The sequence below is a fragment of the Gemella haemolysans genome (assembly GCF_901873445.1).
Taxonomy (GTDB): Bacteria; Bacillota; Bacilli; order Staphylococcales; family Gemellaceae; genus Gemella; species Gemella haemolysans_C.
This window is the reverse complement of the sequence record NZ_CABFLN010000003.1, coordinates 38,907-58,902: the sequence shown is the minus strand read 5'-3', so window position 1 is coordinate 58,902 and position 19,996 is coordinate 38,907. Positions and strand designations below refer to the sequence as shown.

General features: G+C 29.1%; 20 protein-coding genes, 1 tRNA gene and 1 other annotated feature. Of the genes, 14 read left to right on the top strand and 7 right to left on the bottom strand.

Annotated features, from left to right (window positions below; genetic code table 11):
• Positions 1-81: 81 nt before the first annotated feature.
• The 6 genes from JX287_RS00580 to dnaA all read right to left on the bottom strand — a co-directional run bounded on the left by JX287_RS00580 (position 82) and on the right by dnaA (position 7,609).
• A tRNA-Gly gene (locus JX287_RS00580) sits at positions 82-155 on the bottom strand.
• A gap of 341 nt (positions 156-496) precedes the next feature.
• Positions 497-1,537, bottom strand: a complete 1,041-nt coding sequence (locus JX287_RS00575) for a LacI family DNA-binding transcriptional regulator (protein ID WP_204641300.1) — start codon at positions 1,535-1,537, stop codon at positions 497-499.
• A gap of 257 nt (positions 1,538-1,794) precedes the next feature.
• Entirely contained in the window at positions 1,795-2,748 is a 954-nt protein-coding gene (locus tag JX287_RS00570; protein ID WP_204641299.1) for an L-lactate dehydrogenase, read from the bottom strand.
• Positions 2,749-3,320: 572 nt separating this feature from the next.
• Positions 3,321-4,511, bottom strand: coding sequence for an MFS transporter (locus JX287_RS00565; protein ID WP_204641298.1), 1,191 nt, complete (start codon positions 4,509-4,511; stop codon positions 3,321-3,323).
• A gap of 316 nt (positions 4,512-4,827) precedes the next feature.
• Positions 4,828-5,967 (bottom strand): DNA polymerase III subunit beta, encoded by a 1,140-nt coding sequence (gene dnaN, locus JX287_RS00560; RefSeq protein WP_204641297.1) that lies wholly within the window; start codon positions 5,965-5,967, stop codon positions 4,828-4,830.
• A gap of 157 nt (positions 5,968-6,124) precedes the next feature.
• A complete protein-coding gene (gene dnaA, locus JX287_RS00555) occupies positions 6,125-7,609 on the bottom strand; it encodes a chromosomal replication initiator protein DnaA (protein WP_204641296.1) in 1,485 nt (494 codons plus the stop codon).
• Between the two features lie 665 nt (positions 7,610-8,274).
• Between dnaA and rpmH the strand changes: the two genes are divergently transcribed.
• From rpmH to JX287_RS00505, 10 genes are all read left to right on the top strand, one after another.
• Positions 8,275-8,409, top strand: coding sequence for a 50S ribosomal protein L34 (gene rpmH / locus JX287_RS00550; protein WP_003144116.1), 135 nt, complete (start codon positions 8,275-8,277; stop codon positions 8,407-8,409).
• Positions 8,410-8,686: 277 nt separating this feature from the next.
• Entirely contained in the window at positions 8,687-9,031 is a 345-nt protein-coding gene (gene rnpA / locus JX287_RS00545) for a ribonuclease P protein component (RefSeq protein WP_204641295.1), read from the top strand.
• Positions 9,032-9,033: 2 nt separating this feature from the next.
• Complete coding sequence (gene jag, locus JX287_RS00540) at positions 9,034-9,903, top strand: RNA-binding cell elongation regulator Jag/EloR (RefSeq protein ID WP_204641294.1); 870 nt, start codon at positions 9,034-9,036, stop codon at positions 9,901-9,903.
• A gap of 8 nt (positions 9,904-9,911) precedes the next feature.
• Positions 9,912-10,280, top strand: a complete 369-nt coding sequence (locus tag JX287_RS00535) for a response regulator (protein ID WP_204641293.1) — start codon at positions 9,912-9,914, stop codon at positions 10,278-10,280.
• 172 nt (positions 10,281-10,452) lie between these two features.
• Complete coding sequence (mnmE, locus tag JX287_RS00530; RefSeq protein ID WP_204641292.1) at positions 10,453-11,835, top strand: tRNA uridine-5-carboxymethylaminomethyl(34) synthesis GTPase MnmE; 1,383 nt, start codon at positions 10,453-10,455, stop codon at positions 11,833-11,835.
• Positions 11,836-11,874: 39 nt separating this feature from the next.
• Positions 11,875-12,639, top strand: coding sequence for an exodeoxyribonuclease III (locus tag JX287_RS00525; RefSeq protein WP_102169911.1), 765 nt, complete (start codon positions 11,875-11,877; stop codon positions 12,637-12,639).
• Between the two features lie 194 nt (positions 12,640-12,833).
• Complete coding sequence (locus JX287_RS00520) at positions 12,834-13,316, top strand: hypothetical protein (RefSeq protein WP_204641291.1); 483 nt, start codon at positions 12,834-12,836, stop codon at positions 13,314-13,316.
• Positions 13,317-13,324: 8 nt separating this feature from the next.
• Complete coding sequence (locus JX287_RS00515; protein WP_204641290.1) at positions 13,325-13,837, top strand: GNAT family N-acetyltransferase; 513 nt, start codon at positions 13,325-13,327, stop codon at positions 13,835-13,837.
• A gap of 86 nt (positions 13,838-13,923) precedes the next feature.
• Positions 13,924-14,376, top strand: a complete 453-nt coding sequence (locus tag JX287_RS00510) for a DUF3290 family protein (protein WP_204641289.1) — start codon at positions 13,924-13,926, stop codon at positions 14,374-14,376.
• Complete coding sequence (locus JX287_RS00505; protein ID WP_204641288.1) at positions 14,376-15,008, top strand: DUF421 domain-containing protein; 633 nt, start codon at positions 14,376-14,378, stop codon at positions 15,006-15,008. The genes JX287_RS00510 and JX287_RS00505 overlap by 1 nt, the downstream gene beginning before the upstream one ends.
• Before the next feature lie 141 nt (positions 15,009-15,149).
• Here JX287_RS00505 and JX287_RS00500 read toward each other — a convergent pair whose 3' ends face one another.
• Positions 15,150-15,431 carry a GNAT family N-acetyltransferase gene (locus JX287_RS00500; RefSeq protein ID WP_204641287.1) on the bottom strand — a complete coding sequence of 94 codons (282 nt, stop codon included), beginning with the start codon at positions 15,429-15,431 and terminating at the stop codon, positions 15,150-15,152.
• A gap of 205 nt (positions 15,432-15,636) precedes the next feature.
• Between JX287_RS00500 and JX287_RS00495 the strand changes: the two genes are divergently transcribed.
• From JX287_RS00495 to JX287_RS00480, 4 genes are all read left to right on the top strand, one after another.
• Positions 15,637-15,903: an AbrB/MazE/SpoVT family DNA-binding domain-containing protein gene (locus tag JX287_RS00495; RefSeq protein WP_204641286.1), complete on the top strand. Its 267-nt coding sequence runs from the start codon at positions 15,637-15,639 to the stop codon at positions 15,901-15,903.
• Positions 15,904-16,327: 424 nt separating this feature from the next.
• Positions 16,328-16,565, top strand: a binding site (T-box leader).
• Positions 16,566-16,641: 76 nt separating this feature from the next.
• Positions 16,642-17,919, top strand: coding sequence for an O-acetylhomoserine aminocarboxypropyltransferase/cysteine synthase family protein (locus JX287_RS00490; RefSeq protein ID WP_204641285.1), 1,278 nt, complete (start codon positions 16,642-16,644; stop codon positions 17,917-17,919).
• Positions 17,920-18,261: 342 nt separating this feature from the next.
• On the top strand, positions 18,262-18,930 hold the full coding sequence (locus JX287_RS00485) for a response regulator transcription factor (protein ID WP_204641284.1): 669 nt from the start codon (positions 18,262-18,264) through the stop codon (positions 18,928-18,930).
• Complete coding sequence (locus JX287_RS00480) at positions 18,930-19,916, top strand: sensor histidine kinase (protein ID WP_204641283.1); 987 nt, start codon at positions 18,930-18,932, stop codon at positions 19,914-19,916. The genes JX287_RS00485 and JX287_RS00480 overlap by 1 nt, the downstream gene beginning before the upstream one ends.
• The last annotated feature ends 80 nt before the right edge of the window (positions 19,917-19,996 follow it).

Below are 19,996 nucleotides of genomic sequence, written 5' to 3'. Positions count from 1 at the left end.
GTTTTATAGTTTCTTTTTAAAACTGTCCTTTTTTGGAATTAACGTTGACTTAATTCGTTTAGTTTTCAATGTTCAAAATAATGGAGCGGGTGATGAGAATCGAACTCACAACATCAGTTTGGAAGACTGAGGTTTTACCACTAAACTACACCCGCATTATTAAATTTCATTTTTAAGCATTTGTTAAACACTTTTATTATTTTATCATTTTTAGAAGTTTTTGTCAAGAAGTCTTTTTATTTTTTTTGATAACTTCTTATCTTTTTAAGACTTATTTATAATACCACTTCTTTTATATTTTGTCAAGAACTTTTTTATAATTTCTTAACATTAAACATTTTAAAAGTTTCTATCGTTCGGCTTCTCTGTCAGAAGACTTGTACTATTCTATCATCAGTTATTAATTATGTCAATAGAAAATAGAAAAAAAGTTTAGAAAAATTCTTTTTTTCTGTTTTCTAAACTTTTTCTTCTATGAATATGTTCTTTTTTATATTTATTTAGTAGTTTGTCTGTGCACTATTCTATAAGGTAGATTCATTTCATTTTCTTGTACATTAAATTCTTCTAATTCTACCTCGTCTATTTCTTCGCCTTTTCTTTTAGCTTTTTCTATATCGATAATTTTTGTTAATACACGCATTGATACTGCACCGATATCAAAGATTGGTTGAAATACTGAAGAAATTTTAGGTCTTGTCATGTTTATTAGTTTTGTATTTTCTAATGAAAGGATTTGTAATTCTCCTGGAATATTAATTCCTAAATCTAATGCTTGTTGCATTACCGCTAAAGCAACTTCATCAAACATAGTAATTACTACCTCTGAATCAATATTACTTAATGCTTTATATAGTTTGTTACTTTCTTTGTATGTTCTATATCCATCAATTATGTTTTGTGGTTTGAAATCTACTTTTTCTGAAGCAAGGGCATCTTTGTATCCTTTTATCAGTCTTTGTGTTTTTTGACTTTCGTATTTATCTATTACTAATGAGATATTTTTAGATCCTTTTGCTAAAAATTCTTTAGTTACATCATATGCAGCTTTTTCATAATTTATATTTACCGCATAGAAATCTGAATCAGTACCTAGGTTTCCTGCTAAAACTACTGGTATTTGAATATCTTGTAAGTAATTTTTAGAACTATCTGATAAAGAATGTCCTAAATATATAATCCCGTCTACTTGTTTACTTACGAATGAAGCAAAGATATTTTTTTCTATTTCTTTATCATCACATGAGTTTGCTAAAATTATATTGTATTTATACATATTTGCTACTGATTCAATTCCACTTACTATTTCAGCCGAAGATAAATCTGCTATATCGGGTAATACTATACCTATAGTAGTTGTTTTTTTACTAGCAAGTCCTCTGGCAACAGCGTTAGGTGTATATCTTAATTTTTTGATAACCTCTTGTACACGTAGTCTTGTATCTTCTTTTACGTTTGGATTATTATTAACAACCCTTGAAACTGTCGCCATCGATACTTTTGCTTCTTTTGCTACGTCATATATCGTTATTGTCATAGTTTTTCTCCTCTACTTTTTTATTTTAAATTTTTTTGATAACTTTAAAAACCTTTTCATCCGTATATATTGTACCAAATTTTTTTCTATAAGTCTAGTATTTGAAAATAATTTTTTCTATATTTTTTTATTTTCAAAAAACGTTTACTTCCCTTTAATATTAATATTCATTTTATTGAAAAAATATAAAAAAGAAGAGTTAAATTCTCCTTAAAAATTTAAGATTAGAATCTAACTCTCCTATAATTTCCTTTAAATTATGCTTCTAAAGATGCGTATGCTTTTTCTAAAGTTTCTTTTAATACTTTAGCAGAGTGTTGCATTTTAGCTGTTTCTTCTTCAGTTAATTGTAATTCAACAACTTCACGAACACCTTCACGTCCTACGATAGCTGGAGTTCCGATGTATAATCCATCGATTCCATATTGTCCATCACAGTATCCACTTACTGCTAATTCTACGTTTTCATCACGTAAGATAGCTTTAACGATTGTGAATAATGCAAGTCCGATTGCGTAGTAAGTAGCACGTTTGCGATTAATTACTTCGTATGCAGCACGCATAACTTTTTCTTCAACATCAGCGAAATCTTCTTTAGTGTATTTAGAAGTTTCTAAGAATTTATCGAATTGTTTTCCGTAAACATTTACGTTACTCCATGCAGCAAGTTGAGTGTCTCCGTGTTCCCCAATGATATATCCACGAACACTGCTTGGTGCTAATCCTAATTTGTCTCCTAAGATGTAACGGAATCTTGAAGAGTCAAGAGTTGTACCAGATCCAACGATTCTGTTTCTTGGGAATCCAGTGAATTTTTGTAAAGCGTTAGTTAATACGTCTACTGGGTTAGATGCAATAACGATAACTCCATCGAATCCAGAAGCAACGATTTGGTCTGACATATCTTTAACAACTTTAATGTTTTTGTCAACTAGGTCAAGACGAGTTTCACCTGGTTTTTGTGGAAGACCTCCAGCGATTACGATAACGTCTGCATCAGCACATTGTTCATATCCACCTGAAGTTACTTTAATAGGTGGTACTAAAGCTCCACCGTGGTTAAGGTCCATTGCTTCACCTTCAGCTTTTTCAGCGAAGAAATCGATTAATCCTAGTTCTTCACAAAGTCCGCTTGAATATAATTGATAAGCAAAGCTCATTCCTACCATTCCTGCTCCTATTAAAACAACTTTTCTATTTTTCGCTTTCATAAGAAAACCTCCATTAATATATATATAGTTTTAGATATTTTTTAAGTAATTATTTTTACTATTTTATTTTTATGGGATAAAATACTATAACAACTCTTATTAAAGTATAAATATCTCATTTCCCTTAGAATTATATCACACTATTGGAAAAAAAGAAAGTGTTTTTATTGCCTTTATTTATGCTATCTTGTTATTAATCTAAAGAAATTTTCATATATTTTTTGAAGTTTTTATAGTGTTATATACATAAAAAATAAAGCGTTTTCCTTTAACTGTCTTAGTTTTTACTTATACTTTTAGTAGAAGATAATTTTCTAATTTTATTTTAATTAGTATATTTTTTTTATTTAAATTTTTTAAAAAAATTTTATTTATTTTGTAGATTTTTTCTACTTGTACCATTTACATTTTATTTTCTGTATTTATGTTAGATTTATGTGTATTAGTTATTTGTAATTATTTTTCTATGCTGTAATATTACAGTTTTATATTTTTTTCTTATCTTCTTTATTTTTCTATGTAAATTTTCATAAATAAAAGAGACTCAAATTTTTCTTGAGCCTCTTCTTAAATTATTTTTCTATTATGTTTCCTTTTGAACTACAATGTACTAGTGTTACTAGTAATACTGCAGCTGTTAAAATTAATACATATAAAGCTTTATTCCAATCAGAAATATCTCTAATATATCCTAGTAATGGTGGGAATACTGCAGCTAATAAGTATCCTCCTGATTGGGCTAAACCTGAAATATCAGCCGCTTCACTTTCATTTCTTGATTTTACTGAGAATAAATACATTACATACGAGAATGATCCTCCTCCAGCTAAAGCAAATATAATGATAAATATTAACATTAATACAAAGTTTCCACTTGTGTACAGCATCCCTACTAATGACACTAAGTATCCGATAGTAATAACCACTGGGATTATTAATTTATTATGTACTTTATCAGCTAAAATCGGTACTATAAATGTTGATGGAAATTGTGCAAATTGGCTTATTGATAATAATAATCCTGCAGTTTCTGGTGTGAACTCTTTACTAATCATTATTTCAGCAAACCAAGAAACACTACAATAGAATAATGCTGATTGTAGTCCCATACTTAACATGATTGTCCACATTTTTGAATATTTAAAATAACCATGAACTTTTTCATGTTCATCATTTACTTCGCTAACATTATTATTCTTAGACATTGCAGCATAAATAATAATATTAATTACAGCTATAACTATCCAAATATTAACAGCAAGACCAGTTGAGAATTTTTCTCCACCAATATTAGAACTTAAAATTGGATAACTTATACCAGCTGCTACTGCAGCACCTACATTCATAACTACAGCATAAAATCCTGTCATAAGACCTAATTTTTCAGGATAATATTTTTTAACTAACCCTGGTAACAGTACATTACCTATTGTTATCCCTACTCCAATTATAAATGTTGTAATAAAGAATACATACGTGTCAATATAGAATCTTAAGCCTAATCCAAAGCTTATTACTATAGCAGCTATTAATAATGTTTTTTCTAACCCTGCTTTATTTGAAAGTTTTGCTACCATAGGACTAAATATTGCGAAAGCAATTAGTGGTATTGTTGTAATAAATCCTGCCGCTGTATTATTTATGTCTAATATAGATTTTAATGGCCCTAATATTGCCCCAACTGATGTTATAGGTGTTCTTAATATAAGACTTAAAAAGATAACACCTAGTATAATTAATATACTATTCGATTTTTTTGTCATTGTTCCTCCTTGTTAACATAGAAAAAGTAGTGATTTTACAATTAAGAGTTAGGGAGTAATTTAAAAGTCGATATTTCTAAGAAATCAATTTTATCGAATCTCCCCGTAAAGTTTATTAGATATTAATAAACTAATCTGTTTATGAGTTCTCATATAAACTTTTTTAAAATTTAGCATTTTGGTATCAGTACTTTTGCCTTATTATGTAAAATCTCCCCTACACAGTTTATTAGATACCCACCAAGTTGCTAAAAAACTCGTTGAATATCTAATAAATAACTACATTTTTATGTTTAAATTTAATTTTTATACTTTATTAGTAAGTTCTTACAGGTAAAATCAATTCGATAATTTCTCTGTGGTAGTCACTTGGTTGAATGATAAATGCTGTTAGTTCGCCAGAGAACTTAATGATAATTTCTTCAGCTGCAACAGCAGATACCGCGTCTTTTAAATATTTACCAGAGACAGAAATCTCAAATTTTTCATCTTCTAATGTAGAAGAAACTTTTAATTCTTCTATAGCACTTCCTAAATCTTTTGATTGAGAAGAAACTTCTAATAAATTATCAGTAACAACTAATTTAATAATATCATCTTTATCTTCTCTACTCATTAATGCAACCCTATCTACAGCATTAAAGAATTCTCTACTATTTGCTATAAATGTACATTCAAAGACAGTAGGAATAAGTTTATTAGTATTAGGATAGTTTCCACTAATTAATAATACTGTATAAACTACATTTTGGTAATAAAGAACTATTCTGTTATTTTCATAGAAGATTTCTACTTGATCTTTTCCATTTTCTATCATTCTTTGGAAATAAGTTAGAGCTTTTCTAGGAATAATTAAATTAAACTCTTTATTACTATCTTCATCATTAAGTGTAACTTGTCTTCTACTTAAACGATATGAGTCAGTAGCTGTAGCTGTTAAAATTTTGTTACTTAATGAGAAGTTTACCCCTTCTAAAATAGGTCTTTGATCATTAGGAGCTGTACAAAATACTGTTTCTTTAATAATATCATTAAAAATATTAGCTTCTAATTTAAGACTATTTTCTTTAGAAATAACTGGGAATTCTGGATAATCATTTGCATCATATCCTTTTACGTTAAATTCACTTTTTCCTGATTTAACTAATATATTATTTTCTATTGTTTCTATTTCTATTAAATCAGTAGGTGCTTTTCTAATAATTTCTATAAAATTACGAGATGGTAAAACTACTTGACCTTCTTCTTCAATAGTTATAATTTCTTTATCATCTTCATAACTATTTATTGAATATTCAACAGATACTAAAGAATCACTCGCTTTTAATATAAGTTGATCTTTTTCTAATTCTATTTTTATACCTTTTAAAATTTCAAAAAGAGAATTAGGTGCTATTACTCTTGATACGTGATTTAAGCCATCAAGAAAATTTGATTTAGTTATAGTAAATTTCATTTTTTCTCCTTATATATAATATATATTTAATAAAATAATAATAATAAGGCCTGTAAAAACTGTGGAAAACTAAAGATAACTCAAAAATAATGAATTTTAACTTGTTAATAACTTGTTAAAAAAGTTTTGAATATCTATAGTAGAATTTAACAGGCTTCTAAATTTTTCCTAAACGTTCTTTTATTACTTCTATATCTTCAAAAATTTCAGGATTTTCATCTTTGCTAAGTTTTGCAATTTTATTAAATGAATAAAGAATAGAAGTATGATCTTTATTGAAGCAATCTCCTATTGAAGGGAATGATAAAGTTGTAAGTTCCCTACATAGATAAATAGCTATATTTCTAACCTGAACGACTTCCTTTTTACGAGAAGATGAAAGAATATCATCAACCTTTATTTTATAGAAATCAGCACATACATTAATAATGTTCTCAGGTGAGATATTTTTTCTAGGTGAAGTTTTAGCACTTTTTAATATTTCCTCGGCAATACTAAGTGAAGGTTGTTCATGTTTAGATGTTGCCGTGAATTTAATACGCTTAAGAACTCCTTCAAGCTCTCTTATATTAGAAGATACGTTACTAGAAATATAAGTAAGTGTTTCTTCATCTAGTTTAATATCGAACTGTTCGCATTTGAATTTAATAATAGCCATACGAGTTTCGAAGTCAGGAGGTGTAATATCTGCAGTTATCCCCTGACTGAATCTAGTAACCAATCTATCTTCCAAATCATTAAGTTGAGATGGAGAGCGATCACTTATAAGAACGATTTGTTTTTGATTCATTTGTAGTTCATTAAATGTATGGAAAAATGCATTTTGTGTTTCTGTTTTACCTGATAAAAATTGAATATCATCGATTAAAAGAGCATCTACATCACGGTATTTTCTTCTAAAGTCTTCATCCGCATTAGTATAATTGTTCTTATCTTTCATTGGTTTAATAGAAGCAAGAAACTCATTTAAGAATTTTTCAGAAGATATACACTCTATTTTAAAATCAGGGAAATTAGCTTCCATTTCATTACCAATAGCGTGAAGTAAGTGAGTTTTCCCCAGTCCAACACCTCCGTATATAAATAGAGGGTTGTATATTCCACCAGGAGAAACAGCTACGTTCCAAGCTATATTATGAGTAAAAGCATTCCCTTCCCCTACTACAAAGTTTTCAAATGTATAGTTTTTATTTAGCGTAGGGTTTTTTTTGCTCGCTATAATATTTTTATTAGGTTCAGGTTTTTTATAATCTTCTAGAGGAAAAGTTTGTTTTTGATAAAAATGTTGAGCTCCAGAAGGTTTGTCACCTTGAAGGAAATTCTGTCTAATTAAGTTTTCTGCTGCTGGTTTTTCATCATCAACATGAGGTGTAATTAGAGGAAGATCGTTATCAAGGGAAGTATATTCTATATTAAAATCAAAACCAGTATTTTTCTTTAGTATTTCTTTTAATTTTTGATCATAAGCACTTTGAATAAATTGAGAAATAAGGGCTTCTTTACTAGTAATAACGATAGATTTCTTCATAAAATCGACGTTATCGATAGAAGCACTAGAAAACCAGGTATCAAATACATGAGGGTCTACAGTACTTTTTAGTTCACGAAGAATTATTTCCCATAAGAAATTAGAATTACTCAATGAAATACCTCCTTAAAAAAATATATAAATAATTATAGCATAAACTGTTAATAAAATAAAATGATAGTTATTAACAAGTTGTTAACAGAAGTTATTAACTATGTTAATAAAAAACTAAGAAAAAGCTGTGAATATGTTAAAATTAAATAAAAATAATTAAAGATTAAAGAGTCTTTAATAAGTTATTAACAAAGATTAATACTGATAGAAATATAGATTAAGAGTTTTTCACACACAATTCACACCTGTGAATAACTTTTTCTTGTTAATTTGTTAATAACTTTTAAAATCTGTTAAAAACTCGTGATAAATATAATTTGTTTATTTCAGAAATATAAGTTTTTAACAAAAAATTGTGAATAACTATTAATAAACTGTGAATAAGTATAACAGGAATATACTTAAATATTTTTTTATAGTTTTTAATAATTTATTAACAATTATATTAATTTTATGTGTTTTATTGTGAGTCTATATTAATATGCTAAAAGAAATATTACTCATAAATAGAGATAAAATGACTGCCATTTAGAATATTTTTCTTTAAGAAAATATTTTTTTTGAAAAAATGAGGTTTTTGCTTGATAAATTATTTTAGATATGTTAAACTAATTCAGTTATTACATCTATCTAAGTTAAAGAAAAGAAAACTCGAGGAGGACAAAATGAAACGTACGTATCAACCAAATAAAAGAAAACATTCAAAAGTACACGGATTTAGAGCTAGAATGAGCACTAAAAACGGAAGAAATGTATTAGCAAGACGTAGAGCTAAAGGAAGAAAAGTTCTTTCAGCTTAATGTTTGCACTGAGGGGGCTACCCAAAAGTCCTAAATTTTTTTAAAAGCTTATATGAAAACTCATAGACGCAGTGGTTTATTGGCATCCAAATTCGCTTTAAAAAGCTTTTTGAATGCCTAATAAACTGTGCGGGGGCAACTCGACAAAATCGATTTCTTCGAAATCACGATTTTTGAGTTGCTCCCTTTTTTTATTAGTCAGTCCTAAAAAATATGAAAGATAGTTGTAAAAAAGTAAATAAACTGTTAAAATATTAGTGTTAAGAAAGGTTTTAAAATGAAAAAAGAATATAGAGTAAAAAGAAGTCAAGATTTCGATAATATAATAAGAAAAAAACAATCTTTTGCGAATAGACAGTTTGTTATTTATTATCAAAAAAATAATTTAGACCATATGCGTTTAGGAATTTCTGTTAGTAAAAAATTAGGAAAGGCTTTCGAACGTAATAAAATAAAAAGATATATACGAGAAACTTTTAAAACAAGAAAAGAATATGTAAAAAACTATGATATAATAGTGATTGCAAGATCTGGTGCTAAAGAAATGCCGTTTTTAGAATTTGGTAGCAGCATCGATCATGTTTTAAAAAGATCAAAACTTATGAAAGCGAAGAGGAGTTAAGAATGGAAAAAGAATATTATTATATTGGAGCTACTGTAGATGAGGTTATTAAAAAGGGATTAAAAGACCTAGCTTTATCAGAAGATGCAGTGAAAATTGAAGTAATCGAAGGTGGTAGCACAGGTATCTTCGGATTATTCAAAAAAGAAGCAAAGGTAAAATTAATTCCATTAGATGAAGAATATAATAAAGAAGAAGCTGTTGTTAAAGTTATTGAAGTAGAGAAAAAAGAAGAACAAGTTGTAAAAGTTGAAAAAACTACAGAAGAAATTAAAGAAGTTAAAGTTGAAGAAGTAGCTGAACAAGAAGCTCATGATGAAAAAATAGAAATAGTTGAAGAAGAGACTGTTGTTGAAACTGAAGCAACAGAAACAGCTGAAGAACCAGTTAAAAAAGCTAAAAGAGAAGATTATATCGTAAAAAATCAAGACCGTATCGTAAGCTACTTACAAAATATCGTTATTGCGATGGGATATCCGGATGCTACTGTTGATTTTAGAGAAGATGGGAATCGTCATTTCACTTTAAATATTAAAACAGAAGAAAACACTAGCCTAATTATCGGAAAACGTGGTGTAACTTTAAATAGTTTACAGTTTTTAGTTAATAACTTTGCTAAAAAATTCAGCTCACATTACTTCAGAATTGAAGTTGACTGTGATGACTACAGAGAAAACCGTAAAAAAACATTAGAAGACCTAGCATTAAACTTAGCTAAGAAATCTAAAAAAATCGGGAAACCAGTTGAATTAGAACCTATGACAAGCATCGAAAGAAAAATTATTCACAATGCTCTAACAGGTATTAAAAACGTTGAAACAGAATCACGTGGTGAAGAGCCACATAGATATTTAGTTATTACAGCTAAATAGGAGGTCTAATGAAGACAGTATTAATAGTTGATGATAGTTCTTATTATAGAAGCCGTGGAGCAGAAGTTGTTAGTCGTGCAGGATATGAGTATTATTTTGCAGAAAATGGCGAACAAGCTGTACGTATGTATAGAAGAATAAAACCAGATTTTGTAACAATGGATATTTGTATGCCGATAATGGATGGATTAGAAGCAACTAAAGAAATTTGTACGAAATTTCCTGGTGCTAAGGTACTTATCTGCAGTAGTGTTGGACACGTACCTGTGTATAAAAGGCAGGCATTCGCTAATGGAGCTTGCGGTGTATTACCGAAAGAATATGACTTAGATGATTTAGAATTCGCTATTTCAGAAATAGAACTGATGAATGAGTAGTTTGGAGATTTATCCAGGCTACTTTTTTTTTAACGTTGAAATTTGATTTCAATTAGTTAATAGTTAGCAGTATATAGTTCGGTCGTATATAGAGAAAAAATCAAAGGAATAGTGTATAATAAATAGAATATGAATTTTTTATTAATATAAAAATTTTAAAGGAGTTTGAACAATGAGTGAAACAATTTGCGCTATATCGACAGCTCTAGGAGAAGGAGCTATAGGTATTGTTAGACTTAGTGGTGACGAAGCATTTAGCATTGCTGAAAAAATAGTTAGACTACCAAAAGGAAAAACTGTAGAGAGTCTAGCTAGTCACACTATAAATTATGGAAATGTAGTTGATCCAGCTACGAATGAAAAAATTGAAGAAATTATGCTTGTGAAAATGGTAGGTCCTCGTACATATACTACAGAAGACGTTATTGAAATCAATTGTCACGGTGGTATTGTAACAATTCAAAAAGTACTTGCACTTTGCTTAGAATATGGAGCTAGAATGGCTGAACCAGGTGAATTTACAAAACGTGCCTTCTTAAATGGTCGTATCGATTTAACACAAGCAGAAGCTGTAATCGACTTTATTAAGAGTAAAACAGATGAGGCTAGTCAAATAGCTAACAACCAAATGCAAGGACGTTTATCGACGCTTATTAAACGTCTACGAGCTGAAATTTTGGATATACTAACAGTTGTTGAGGTAAATATCGACTACCCTGAATACGATGACCTAGAAATAGAAACGACAAAAACTATTCTTGAAAAATCAACAAGTATTAGAAATAGTTTAGAAAGTCTATTAGAAACATCAAAACAAGGGAAAATAATTAAAGAAGGAATAAATACAGCGATTATTGGGCGACCTAATGTTGGTAAGAGTTCACTGTTAAATAACCTGCTGCAAGAAAATAAAGCTATCGTAACTGATATCGCAGGAACAACTCGTGACGTACTAGAAGAGTACGTGAATATTAAAGGAGTACCTATTAAATTAATCGATACAGCTGGTATTCGCGAAACAGACGATATCGTAGAGCAAATAGGTGTTAAAAGAAGTAAAGAAGCTTTAGAAAAAGCAGATTTAGTATTATTCTTATTAAATAGTAGTGAAGAACTAACAGAAGACGATAAAGAGTTATTAAAGCTAACAGAAGGAAAAACAACTATTGTAATATTAAATAAATTAGATTTAGAGACAAAAATCGATATTGCAGAAGTTGAAAAATTAGCGTACAACCACCCTATTATAAAAACATCTATGACAACATATAAAGGAATAGATGAACTAGAGAAAAATATAAGAGACTTATTCTTTGGTGGAGCTGCTCGTCCAAAAGATGCGACATATTTATCAAATACACGTCAAATCAACCTTATTCAACGTGCTTTAGCTAGTTTAAATGATGCTATAGGTGCTGCTGAATTAGGATTAGAAGTAGACATGGTATTAATAGATTATACAAATACATTCAATCTATTAGGAGAAGTCATCGGAGAAAACTCTGGTGATGAGCTGATAAATGAATTATTCAGCAGATTCTGTCTAGGAAAATAAAATGTTTCACATGAAACATGAAACAAAAAGGAGAACGAAATGAAATGTATAAGTTTTAACGTCAATGGTCTTAGAGCGATCGTTGGTAAAAATTTTGAAGAAGATTTTAAACAATTAGATGCGGATTTCTTTTGTTTACAAGAAACAAAGATGCAAGCAGGCCAATTAGATTTACAATTTGATGGTTATTACAGTTATTTCAACTATGCTGAGCGTAAAGGATACTCAGGAACTGCGATATATACTAAACACGAGCCATTAAATGTAACATACGGAATAGGAATAGAAGAACACGATACAGAAGGTCGCGTAATTACACTAGAGTACGATAAATTTTTCTTTATCACTGTATATACACCGAACTCAGGTAGTGAGCTTAAGAGATTAGAATACCGTATGAGTTGGGAAGAAGACTTTAAAAATTACTTATTAGAACTAAATAAAACTAAAGGTGTAGTTGTTTGTGGAGATTTAAATGTTGCTCACACAGAAATAGATTTAAAAAATCCAAAATCAAACACAAAAAATGCAGGATTCACCCCAGAAGAAAGAGAAAAATTCACGAAGTTATTAGATGCTGGCTTTATCGATACATTTAGATATTATAATCCAGACTTAACAGGTGCCTACTCTTGGTGGAGTTACCGCTTTAATGCACGTAAAAACAATGCAGGATGGAGAATTGATTACTTCTTAGTAAGTCGTGACTTAGAGGAGTATTTAGAAAGTGCGGCAATACATAACGAAATATTTGGTAGTGATCATTGCCCTGTTGAGCTTGTATTAAAAGACAATTTGTTGTAAAATATAATATGCGTTATGGTAAACCATGACGTGTATTTTTAATGAACCAGCATTAAGATTAATATTCGTTGGTACTTAAAGAATTTAAACAATAATCCTTAAAATATCATATAAAATAAACGGAGGCGACTTAATTAGAATAAACTATAATATTAGGTTGCATCCGTTATTAATTTTAAGAAAAGAGGTAATTTATGGGACCAAAATTCTATATAGAAGACGTACATGATTGTGATTCGCAATATTCTATTGATTATATAAAATTCGATGAATTAGGGAAAATAGATATTGTTAGAGAAACATACGGACGAAATTATTTAGTAGAAAGAGATATACAGTTACCAATTTTTGAAACAGAAGAAGAATATATTGATTATTTAGCAGAAAAAGATATAATAGATCCGTATTTTTCAGATATTCTTCATAAATTAGTGGGGCATACTCCTGAAAATATAGTTATAGATGAAGTATCTTTAAATAATGCACTATTTATAGGTGATCCTAGGGGAGCTGATAGACCTGGTGGATTTAAAGATGCATTCGAGCTCCTTATGGAAGCGACGATGATATGGGAATTTTCCGCTATAGATGCTATGGAAAAAACTATGCAGGTAATAAGAACACTCTTACGTGATAAAGAGCATAGATGCCAAGAAAAACTAATTAGAATAAAATAGGTGAAAATATGCTAAGAACAACGAAAAAAGATGAATTAGACTGTGTAATGAAGATAATAGAAGACGGTAGAGAGTTTTTAAAAGAACAAGGTGTGAATCAGTGGCAACATGGTGTTCCGAGTAGAGATACGATTATTAATGATATCAACGAAAGAATATCATATGTATATGAAAAATCAGGTGAGATAGTAGCTACAGCTATGCTTACTACTCTTGATGAAGATTATGAAAACCACCCTACTTTTTGGTCAGAAAATTCTAGTTATTTAGCTATTCATCGTTTAGCAACGGTAAAAAAATATCGTGCTCAAGGAATTGCTCGTGAATTTATGGGAACTATTTATCTTTTTGCTAAATCTCAAAATATAAAATTTTTGAGAATAGATACTCATTTAGACAATGAAATAATGAGAAAATTTTTAAGTAGATTTGGATTCGAAGAAAGAGGTCTTATAAAATTAACTATGAAAAATATTTTAGATGATAAAGAAAGAGTTGCTTATGAATTAGAAGTAAAATAAAAATCGATGTTTCATGTGAAACAAATATAAGATAATAAATTTTTTTTGCACGTTTCACATGAAACAATATACAAGGAGGAAAAACGATGAAATTTTATTCTTACGAATACTTACAAAGTAAAATAGAACAAAATAATCTAATAGGAATTGTAATAGTAGGATTACTACTTTTAGTATTGTTGTTTAGTTTAGTTAAATATTATAAAAACAGACAAGATACAAAATATAGAGAATTATCAATAATATTAGTATTAGGAACATTGTTAGCAATAACCATAGGTATAACAAATTACAAAGATAAATCTGTTTCTTCTAATCAATACAGAAGCTCTGTACAGTTTATTGAAAAAATAGCAGAGCATTTAAATGTAGAAAAAACACGTATTTACATCAATAGTGAGGCATCAATAGAGAATTCATTCGTAAAAATTGATGATACATATTATAGAGTAATAAATAATGGAAAAAAAGATGATTACTTATTAGAAAAAATTGAACTGGTAGATCCAGTAGTTGAGAAAGTGGAGGTAAATAAATAATGCAACTTTCATACGTTGATATAGCAATAAAATTAGCACTTGGATTAATATCATTAGTGTTTGTAATTAATGTTTCTGGTAAAGGTAATTTAGCACCATCTTCAGCAAGTGATCAAGTGCAAAACTACGTACTTGGGGGGATTATTGGTGGTGTAATCTATAATCCAGCAATTTCAATTCTACAGTATATAAATATCCTATTAATATGGGTTATTTTAGTACTTATTCAAAAATGGTTGAAAACAAACAATATGTTCTTCAAAAAAATAGTAGATGGAGAACCGATTACTGTGGTGAAAAATGGAAAAATAGATGTAGAAGCTACAAGAAAGAGTGGTTTGACTGCTCATGATTTAGCGTTCAAACTAAGAAGTCAGGGAGTATATAGTATTAAAAAAGTTAAAAGAGCCGTGTTAGAACAAAATGGACAGTTAATTATAGTTTTAGCGGGCGATGAAAATCCAAAATATCCAATAATTACAGATGGTAATATTCAAATTAATACATTGGAATCAATAGATAAAACAGAAGACTGGCTAAAAGAAACTTTATTAGAAATGGGATATAAAGACACATCTAAAATATTCCTGGCTGAATACGATAAAGGACAATTATACATTGTAGAATATTAAAATAATAACATTATTAAACAACATTAAGAAAATTCCACTAGAATGTAAAATAAAAATAAAATATAAAAATAATAATATCGATTAATATTATAAAAAAGAAAAGCAGGAAATTGAAAAAATCAATTTTCTGCTTTTAAAAAACTATTTTTCAGCGTTAATAAAATCGAAAGAAGAATCTTCTTGAAATTTTTTAACAACATAAGAGCAAGTTGCGATAATTTTTTTGTTTTGTTCTTGCATATCTTTAACAAGAGTGTCTAATAGCTTACCTGCTACACCTTGACCACGAAGTGATGAATCGACAAAAGTGTGATCAGCAACAACTACATTAGGATTACTAGTATTAGAATAAGTAATTTCAGCAATAACCCTACCATTCTCATCATATTTAACGAAACCATTATTTGTTTTAGTAAATTCCATATAAACCTCCTAGAATAATCATATAGTAATATGAGTGTTATTACTGTTATTATATCATAAAAAAGAGGAAAAGATGTGTAAATGAATCAATGGAGAGGCAGAGAATATAAAAAAAGGGAGAAGAGGTTTGTGAAGAAGGGATAAAATGTATGTAGTTGACAAGAAACTTATTAAATAGTGTTTTAGAGAAAAGGATGTGCAATTTATGATTAAAGAAATAAAAGGAAATACAAAATTGGAACTCTATGGAGATTCTTTTATAGCAAGAATACCTGATAATATTATAGATTTGTTGGTTTTAGAAAATAATCAGAAGTTCTTAATTTCTATACAAGGAGAATCAATAGTGTTACCTCCAGAAGTAAAACAACCTGATACTATACATGAGTTATTCTCTGATTGGGAGAATGAGGGTATTCGTCACAAGGAACTGGACTGGGGAGAAATTAAAGGAAATGAAGGAAAGTATTAGAGTAGGAACAACATATTTTACTATCCGGTTAAACAACGTTTTTCTACTCTTTTCTCCTTTTTTTATTACTTGCACAGTTATTATTTCACTTTATTCTATATTCCTCCTACTTTTCTTCGTTTTATATTGTTATATTGTTATTTTGATATTTTTTTATTTTTGAATATTCTACCCTTTTTTTTTATTTTTTGTCACTTCTTTCCTACTCTTTAATTTTCATATGGAAAAAATTCAGAAATTACAATTTCTTAAATTAAAATAAATAGTTTTACTAAATTTTTATTTCTTAAATAATAAAAAAATTAAAATATTTCTATAAAATTTTTGTTTAACATCTTATAGAAGAAAAATAAAACGTTTTAATTTTTTTGAAAAAAGTTATTGACAAATATACAAAACGGGTGTACAATGAGTTTAAATTTAATATAAAACGTTGAAAAGATAAGTAGATTAATACGTAGCTACAACAGAGAGTTATTGGATGGTGCGAAATAACAAGGTGAAGATTAATTGAAAATGGTCTTAGAGTTTTGTTTATCTAATAGGTAAACACGTGAGCTGCACGATATAGCACACAGTATAAACATGTACTGAATAAGGTACTAATCGCAAGGTTAGTATAAACTAGAGTGGTAACGCGAATTAAGATACTCGCCTCTATTGCATACGCAATAGGGGTGTTTTTTTATTATCTAAAACACAGAACTTATCAAAACGTAGAAAAGAGGAAAAATTATTATGACAAGAAAATTTAGTTTTGAAACATTACAATTGCACGCTGGACAAACAGTTGGAGACACAAAAGCAAGAGCTGTACCAATTTATCAAACAACATCTTTTGTATTTGATGATACTCAAGATGCTGCAGATTCATTTGCATTAAGAAAAGCTGGGAATATTTATACACGTATTACAAACCCTACTACTGCTGTTTTCGAAGAAAGAATTAACGCTTTAGAAGGTGGTGTTGGAGCATTAGCTGTTGCTTCAGGAATGGCTGCAATTACATATGTATTCTTAACATTAGCTCATGCTGGAGATCACATCGTATCGTCTAAAAATGTGTACGGAGGAACTTACAACCTGTTAAAACTTACATTACCTCGTTATGGAGTAGATGCAACTTTTGTAGATCCAGATAACTTTGAAGAAATTGAACAAGCTATTACAGATAAAACTAAAGCACTATTTGTAGAAACTTTAGGAAATCCATTAGCAAACGTAGCTGATTTAGAAAAATGGGCTGAAATTGCTCATAAACACAAAATTCCATTAGTAGTTGATAACACATTTGCTAGTCCATACTTAATCAATGCATTTAGTCATGGTGTAGATATTATAGTTCACTCTGCGACTAAATTTATCGGAGGACACGGTACATCAATCGGTGGAGTTATCGTAGACAGTGGTAAATTCGACTGGGAAGGTAGCGGAAAATTTCCTCAATTAGTAGATGAAGATCCAAGTTACCACAACTTAAGTTATACAAGAGATGTTGGTGCTGCAGCATTTATTACGAATGTAAGAACACAATTATTACGTGACACAGGAGCGGCATTATCACCATTCAACGCATTCTTATTATTACAAGGATTAGAAACATTATCTCTAAGAGTAGAACGTCATGTAGAAAACACTAAAAAAGTAATAGACTTCTTAGTAAAACACCCTAAAGTAGAATCAATTAACTATCCTGGATTAGAAGGAAATAAATACTATGAATTAGCTAAAAAATACTTATCTAAAGGTAGTGGATCAATCTTCTCATTCGATGTAGTTGGTGGAGAAGAAGCTGCGCGTAAAGTAATTGATAGTTTAGAAATATTCTCTAACTTAGCAAATGTAGCTGATGCGAAAAGTTTAGCAATCCACCCTGCTTCAACTACACACGGTCAATTAAGTCCAGAAGAATTACAATACACAGGAATTACTCCTGCACAAATTAGACTATCAATAGGTCTAGAAAATGCAGATGACTTAATCGAAGACTTACGTTTAGCATTAGAAAATATCTAAGAGAAAAGTTTCACGAGAAACAATAATTTAAAATAATTAATATTTTATTAAAATTTGTGGATTAAGACAGATTACTAAATACCCTTGACAGCCATTTATTTTAATACTATATATTTAAAATAACATCTTAATCCACAATTTTCTCTTTTTGAGTAGAGGTTGTTTGGGAGCACGAAATAGAAGCGAGGCAGCGTGGAAATTTCATTTAAACTCCTTCCTAGACAATCTCTGCTTTTTATTTTTCAAGAAATATAGAGAAAGATATATTTTTTAATAGAATATATCTTAAGAAGAGTGTTTATGATATAATTTTAGTAATAATAGTAGCTAAGGGGTGAAAACATGTATAAAGTAATGATAGTAGAAGATGATGAAATAATTTCAAATTCAATAGCTGGATATCTACAAAAATGGCAGTACGCTACACATGAAGTCGTAGATTTTCAAAATGTAGTTAAGGAATTTGTGGAACAATCACCGGATTTAGTATTAATGGATATTAATCTCCCCTACTTTGATGGTTATTATTTCTGTGAGGAGATTAGGAAGTTGTCGAAAGTGCCGATAATTTTTATTTCATCTGCGAATGATGATATGAATATTGTTATGGCTATGAATATCGGTGCAGATGATTTTATAGAAAAACCATTTAAGTTAGTTGTCCTAAAGGCAAAAATAGAAGCCCTACTCCGCCGTGTTTATAATTTTAGTGGATCTTCGAATCTTGTAGTCTATAAGGATGTAATTTTTGATATGAGCCGTGATGAGGTGAAATATCAAGATAATCTCGTTGAACTAACAAAAAATGAAAGTAAAATTCTTACAGTATTATTAGAAAATAGAGAAAAAATAGTAACAAGAGAAGAAATAATTACCGCCTTATGGCAAAATGATAACTTTATAGATGAAAATACTTTGTCGGTGAATATAAACAGACTGCGTTCTAAGTTGAAAAGTATAGGAATAGATGAATTTATTACTACTAAAAAAGGTAAAGGATATATAGTCTAATGGAAATATTAAAAAGTTATTTAAAGAAAAACACAAAAGTTTATATTTTGTTCGTAGTTTTTATTGCTATATTTTTCATTATGTTTTATTTATATAATTTGCCACTAGAAGCTCTAATATATACGGGAAGTTTTTGTTTTTTAGCAGCGCTTGTAGCTAGCTTTTCAGATTTTGTTAATTATAGAGAAAGTTATAAAAAATTAAAATTCCTAGAGAAGAATGTTTTAAATGATCTTGAAGATTTACCGAAGAGTTTGGATATTAGGATTGACTATTATCATAAAATTATAGAGAAATTATATGAAGAGTTAGAAAAACTAACTCAGGAGAATCGACAAAAAAATACAGATATGGTTGATTACTATAGTATGTGGGTTCATCAGATAAAAACGCCGATTGCTGCAATGAATTTTCTGTTAGATAATGAAGAAGTAGATCAAAAAATTTTACAGCAAGAATTGTTTAAAATAGAACGTTATGTTGAAATGGTTCTAACGTACATAAGATTAGATAGTATATCGTCGGATTATGTTATAACGAAAATTAATCTTGATGAAGTTGTGAAAGATAGTGTAAAAAAATATGCGACTATCTTCATTAACAAAAAGATAAAATTAAATTATGTTTCACATGAAACAATGGTAATTAGTGACAAAAAATGGTTGAGCTTCGCCTTTGAACAAATACTAGGTAATAGTGTGAAGTACACTAGCAATGGTGGAGAAATTACAATAGAAACCTATGAAAATAAACTAGTTATAGAAGATAACGGTATGGGTATTAAAGAAGAAGATCTACCTCGAATTTTCGAAAAAGGTTTTACAGGTTTTAATGGAAGATACGAAAAAAAATCGAGTGGTCTAGGTTTGTATTTATGTAAAAAAACTCTAGATAAACTTGGACATCATATTGAAATTTCTTCAAAAGTAGGCGAAGGAACTAGAATAGAAATAATATTCCCGAAAGAAGATACTTTAAGGGATTAGATGAAAATAAATAAGGAATCCTCTCGAGAGTTAGATTATAGATTTAACTCTTGAGAGGATTTTTTAATTTCACAAGTGAG

Excerpts from the sequence above, each read along its gene's own strand:
- rnpA (WP_204641295.1), top strand. The coding sequence starts at position 8,687 with ATGAAAAAAGAATATAGAGTAAAAAGAAGTCAAGATTTCGATAATATA.
- JX287_RS00495 (WP_204641286.1), top strand. The coding sequence starts at position 15,637 with ATGATTAAAGAAATAAAAGGAAATACAAAATTGGAACTCTATGGAGAT.
- JX287_RS00500 (WP_204641287.1), bottom strand. The coding sequence starts at position 15,431 with ATGGAATTTACTAAAACAAATAATGGTTTCGTTAAATATGATGAGAAT.
- mnmE (WP_204641292.1), top strand. The coding sequence starts at position 10,453 with ATGAGTGAAACAATTTGCGCTATATCGACAGCTCTAGGAGAAGGAGCT.
- JX287_RS00515 (WP_204641290.1), top strand. The coding sequence starts at position 13,325 with ATGCTAAGAACAACGAAAAAAGATGAATTAGACTGTGTAATGAAGATA.
- JX287_RS00570 (WP_204641299.1), bottom strand. The coding sequence starts at position 2,748 with ATGAAAGCGAAAAATAGAAAAGTTGTTTTAATAGGAGCAGGAATGGTA.
- dnaN (WP_204641297.1), bottom strand. The coding sequence starts at position 5,967 with ATGAAATTTACTATAACTAAATCAAATTTTCTTGATGGCTTAAATCAC.
- JX287_RS00490 (WP_204641285.1), top strand. The coding sequence starts at position 16,642 with ATGACAAGAAAATTTAGTTTTGAAACATTACAATTGCACGCTGGACAA.
- JX287_RS00525 (WP_102169911.1), top strand. The coding sequence starts at position 11,875 with ATGAAATGTATAAGTTTTAACGTCAATGGTCTTAGAGCGATCGTTGGT.
- JX287_RS00575 (WP_204641300.1), bottom strand. The coding sequence starts at position 1,537 with ATGACAATAACGATATATGACGTAGCAAAAGAAGCAAAAGTATCGATG.
- JX287_RS00520 (WP_204641291.1), top strand. The coding sequence starts at position 12,834 with ATGGGACCAAAATTCTATATAGAAGACGTACATGATTGTGATTCGCAA.
- JX287_RS00505 (WP_204641288.1), top strand. The coding sequence starts at position 14,376 with ATGCAACTTTCATACGTTGATATAGCAATAAAATTAGCACTTGGATTA.
- JX287_RS00485 (WP_204641284.1), top strand. The coding sequence starts at position 18,262 with ATGTATAAAGTAATGATAGTAGAAGATGATGAAATAATTTCAAATTCA.
- rpmH (WP_003144116.1), top strand. The coding sequence starts at position 8,275 with ATGAAACGTACGTATCAACCAAATAAAAGAAAACATTCAAAAGTACAC.
- JX287_RS00535 (WP_204641293.1), top strand. The coding sequence starts at position 9,912 with ATGAAGACAGTATTAATAGTTGATGATAGTTCTTATTATAGAAGCCGT.
- jag (WP_204641294.1), top strand. The coding sequence starts at position 9,034 with ATGGAAAAAGAATATTATTATATTGGAGCTACTGTAGATGAGGTTATT.
- JX287_RS00480 (WP_204641283.1), top strand. The coding sequence starts at position 18,930 with ATGGAAATATTAAAAAGTTATTTAAAGAAAAACACAAAAGTTTATATT.
- JX287_RS00565 (WP_204641298.1), bottom strand. The coding sequence starts at position 4,511 with ATGACAAAAAAATCGAATAGTATATTAATTATACTAGGTGTTATCTTT.
- JX287_RS00510 (WP_204641289.1), top strand. The coding sequence starts at position 13,924 with ATGAAATTTTATTCTTACGAATACTTACAAAGTAAAATAGAACAAAAT.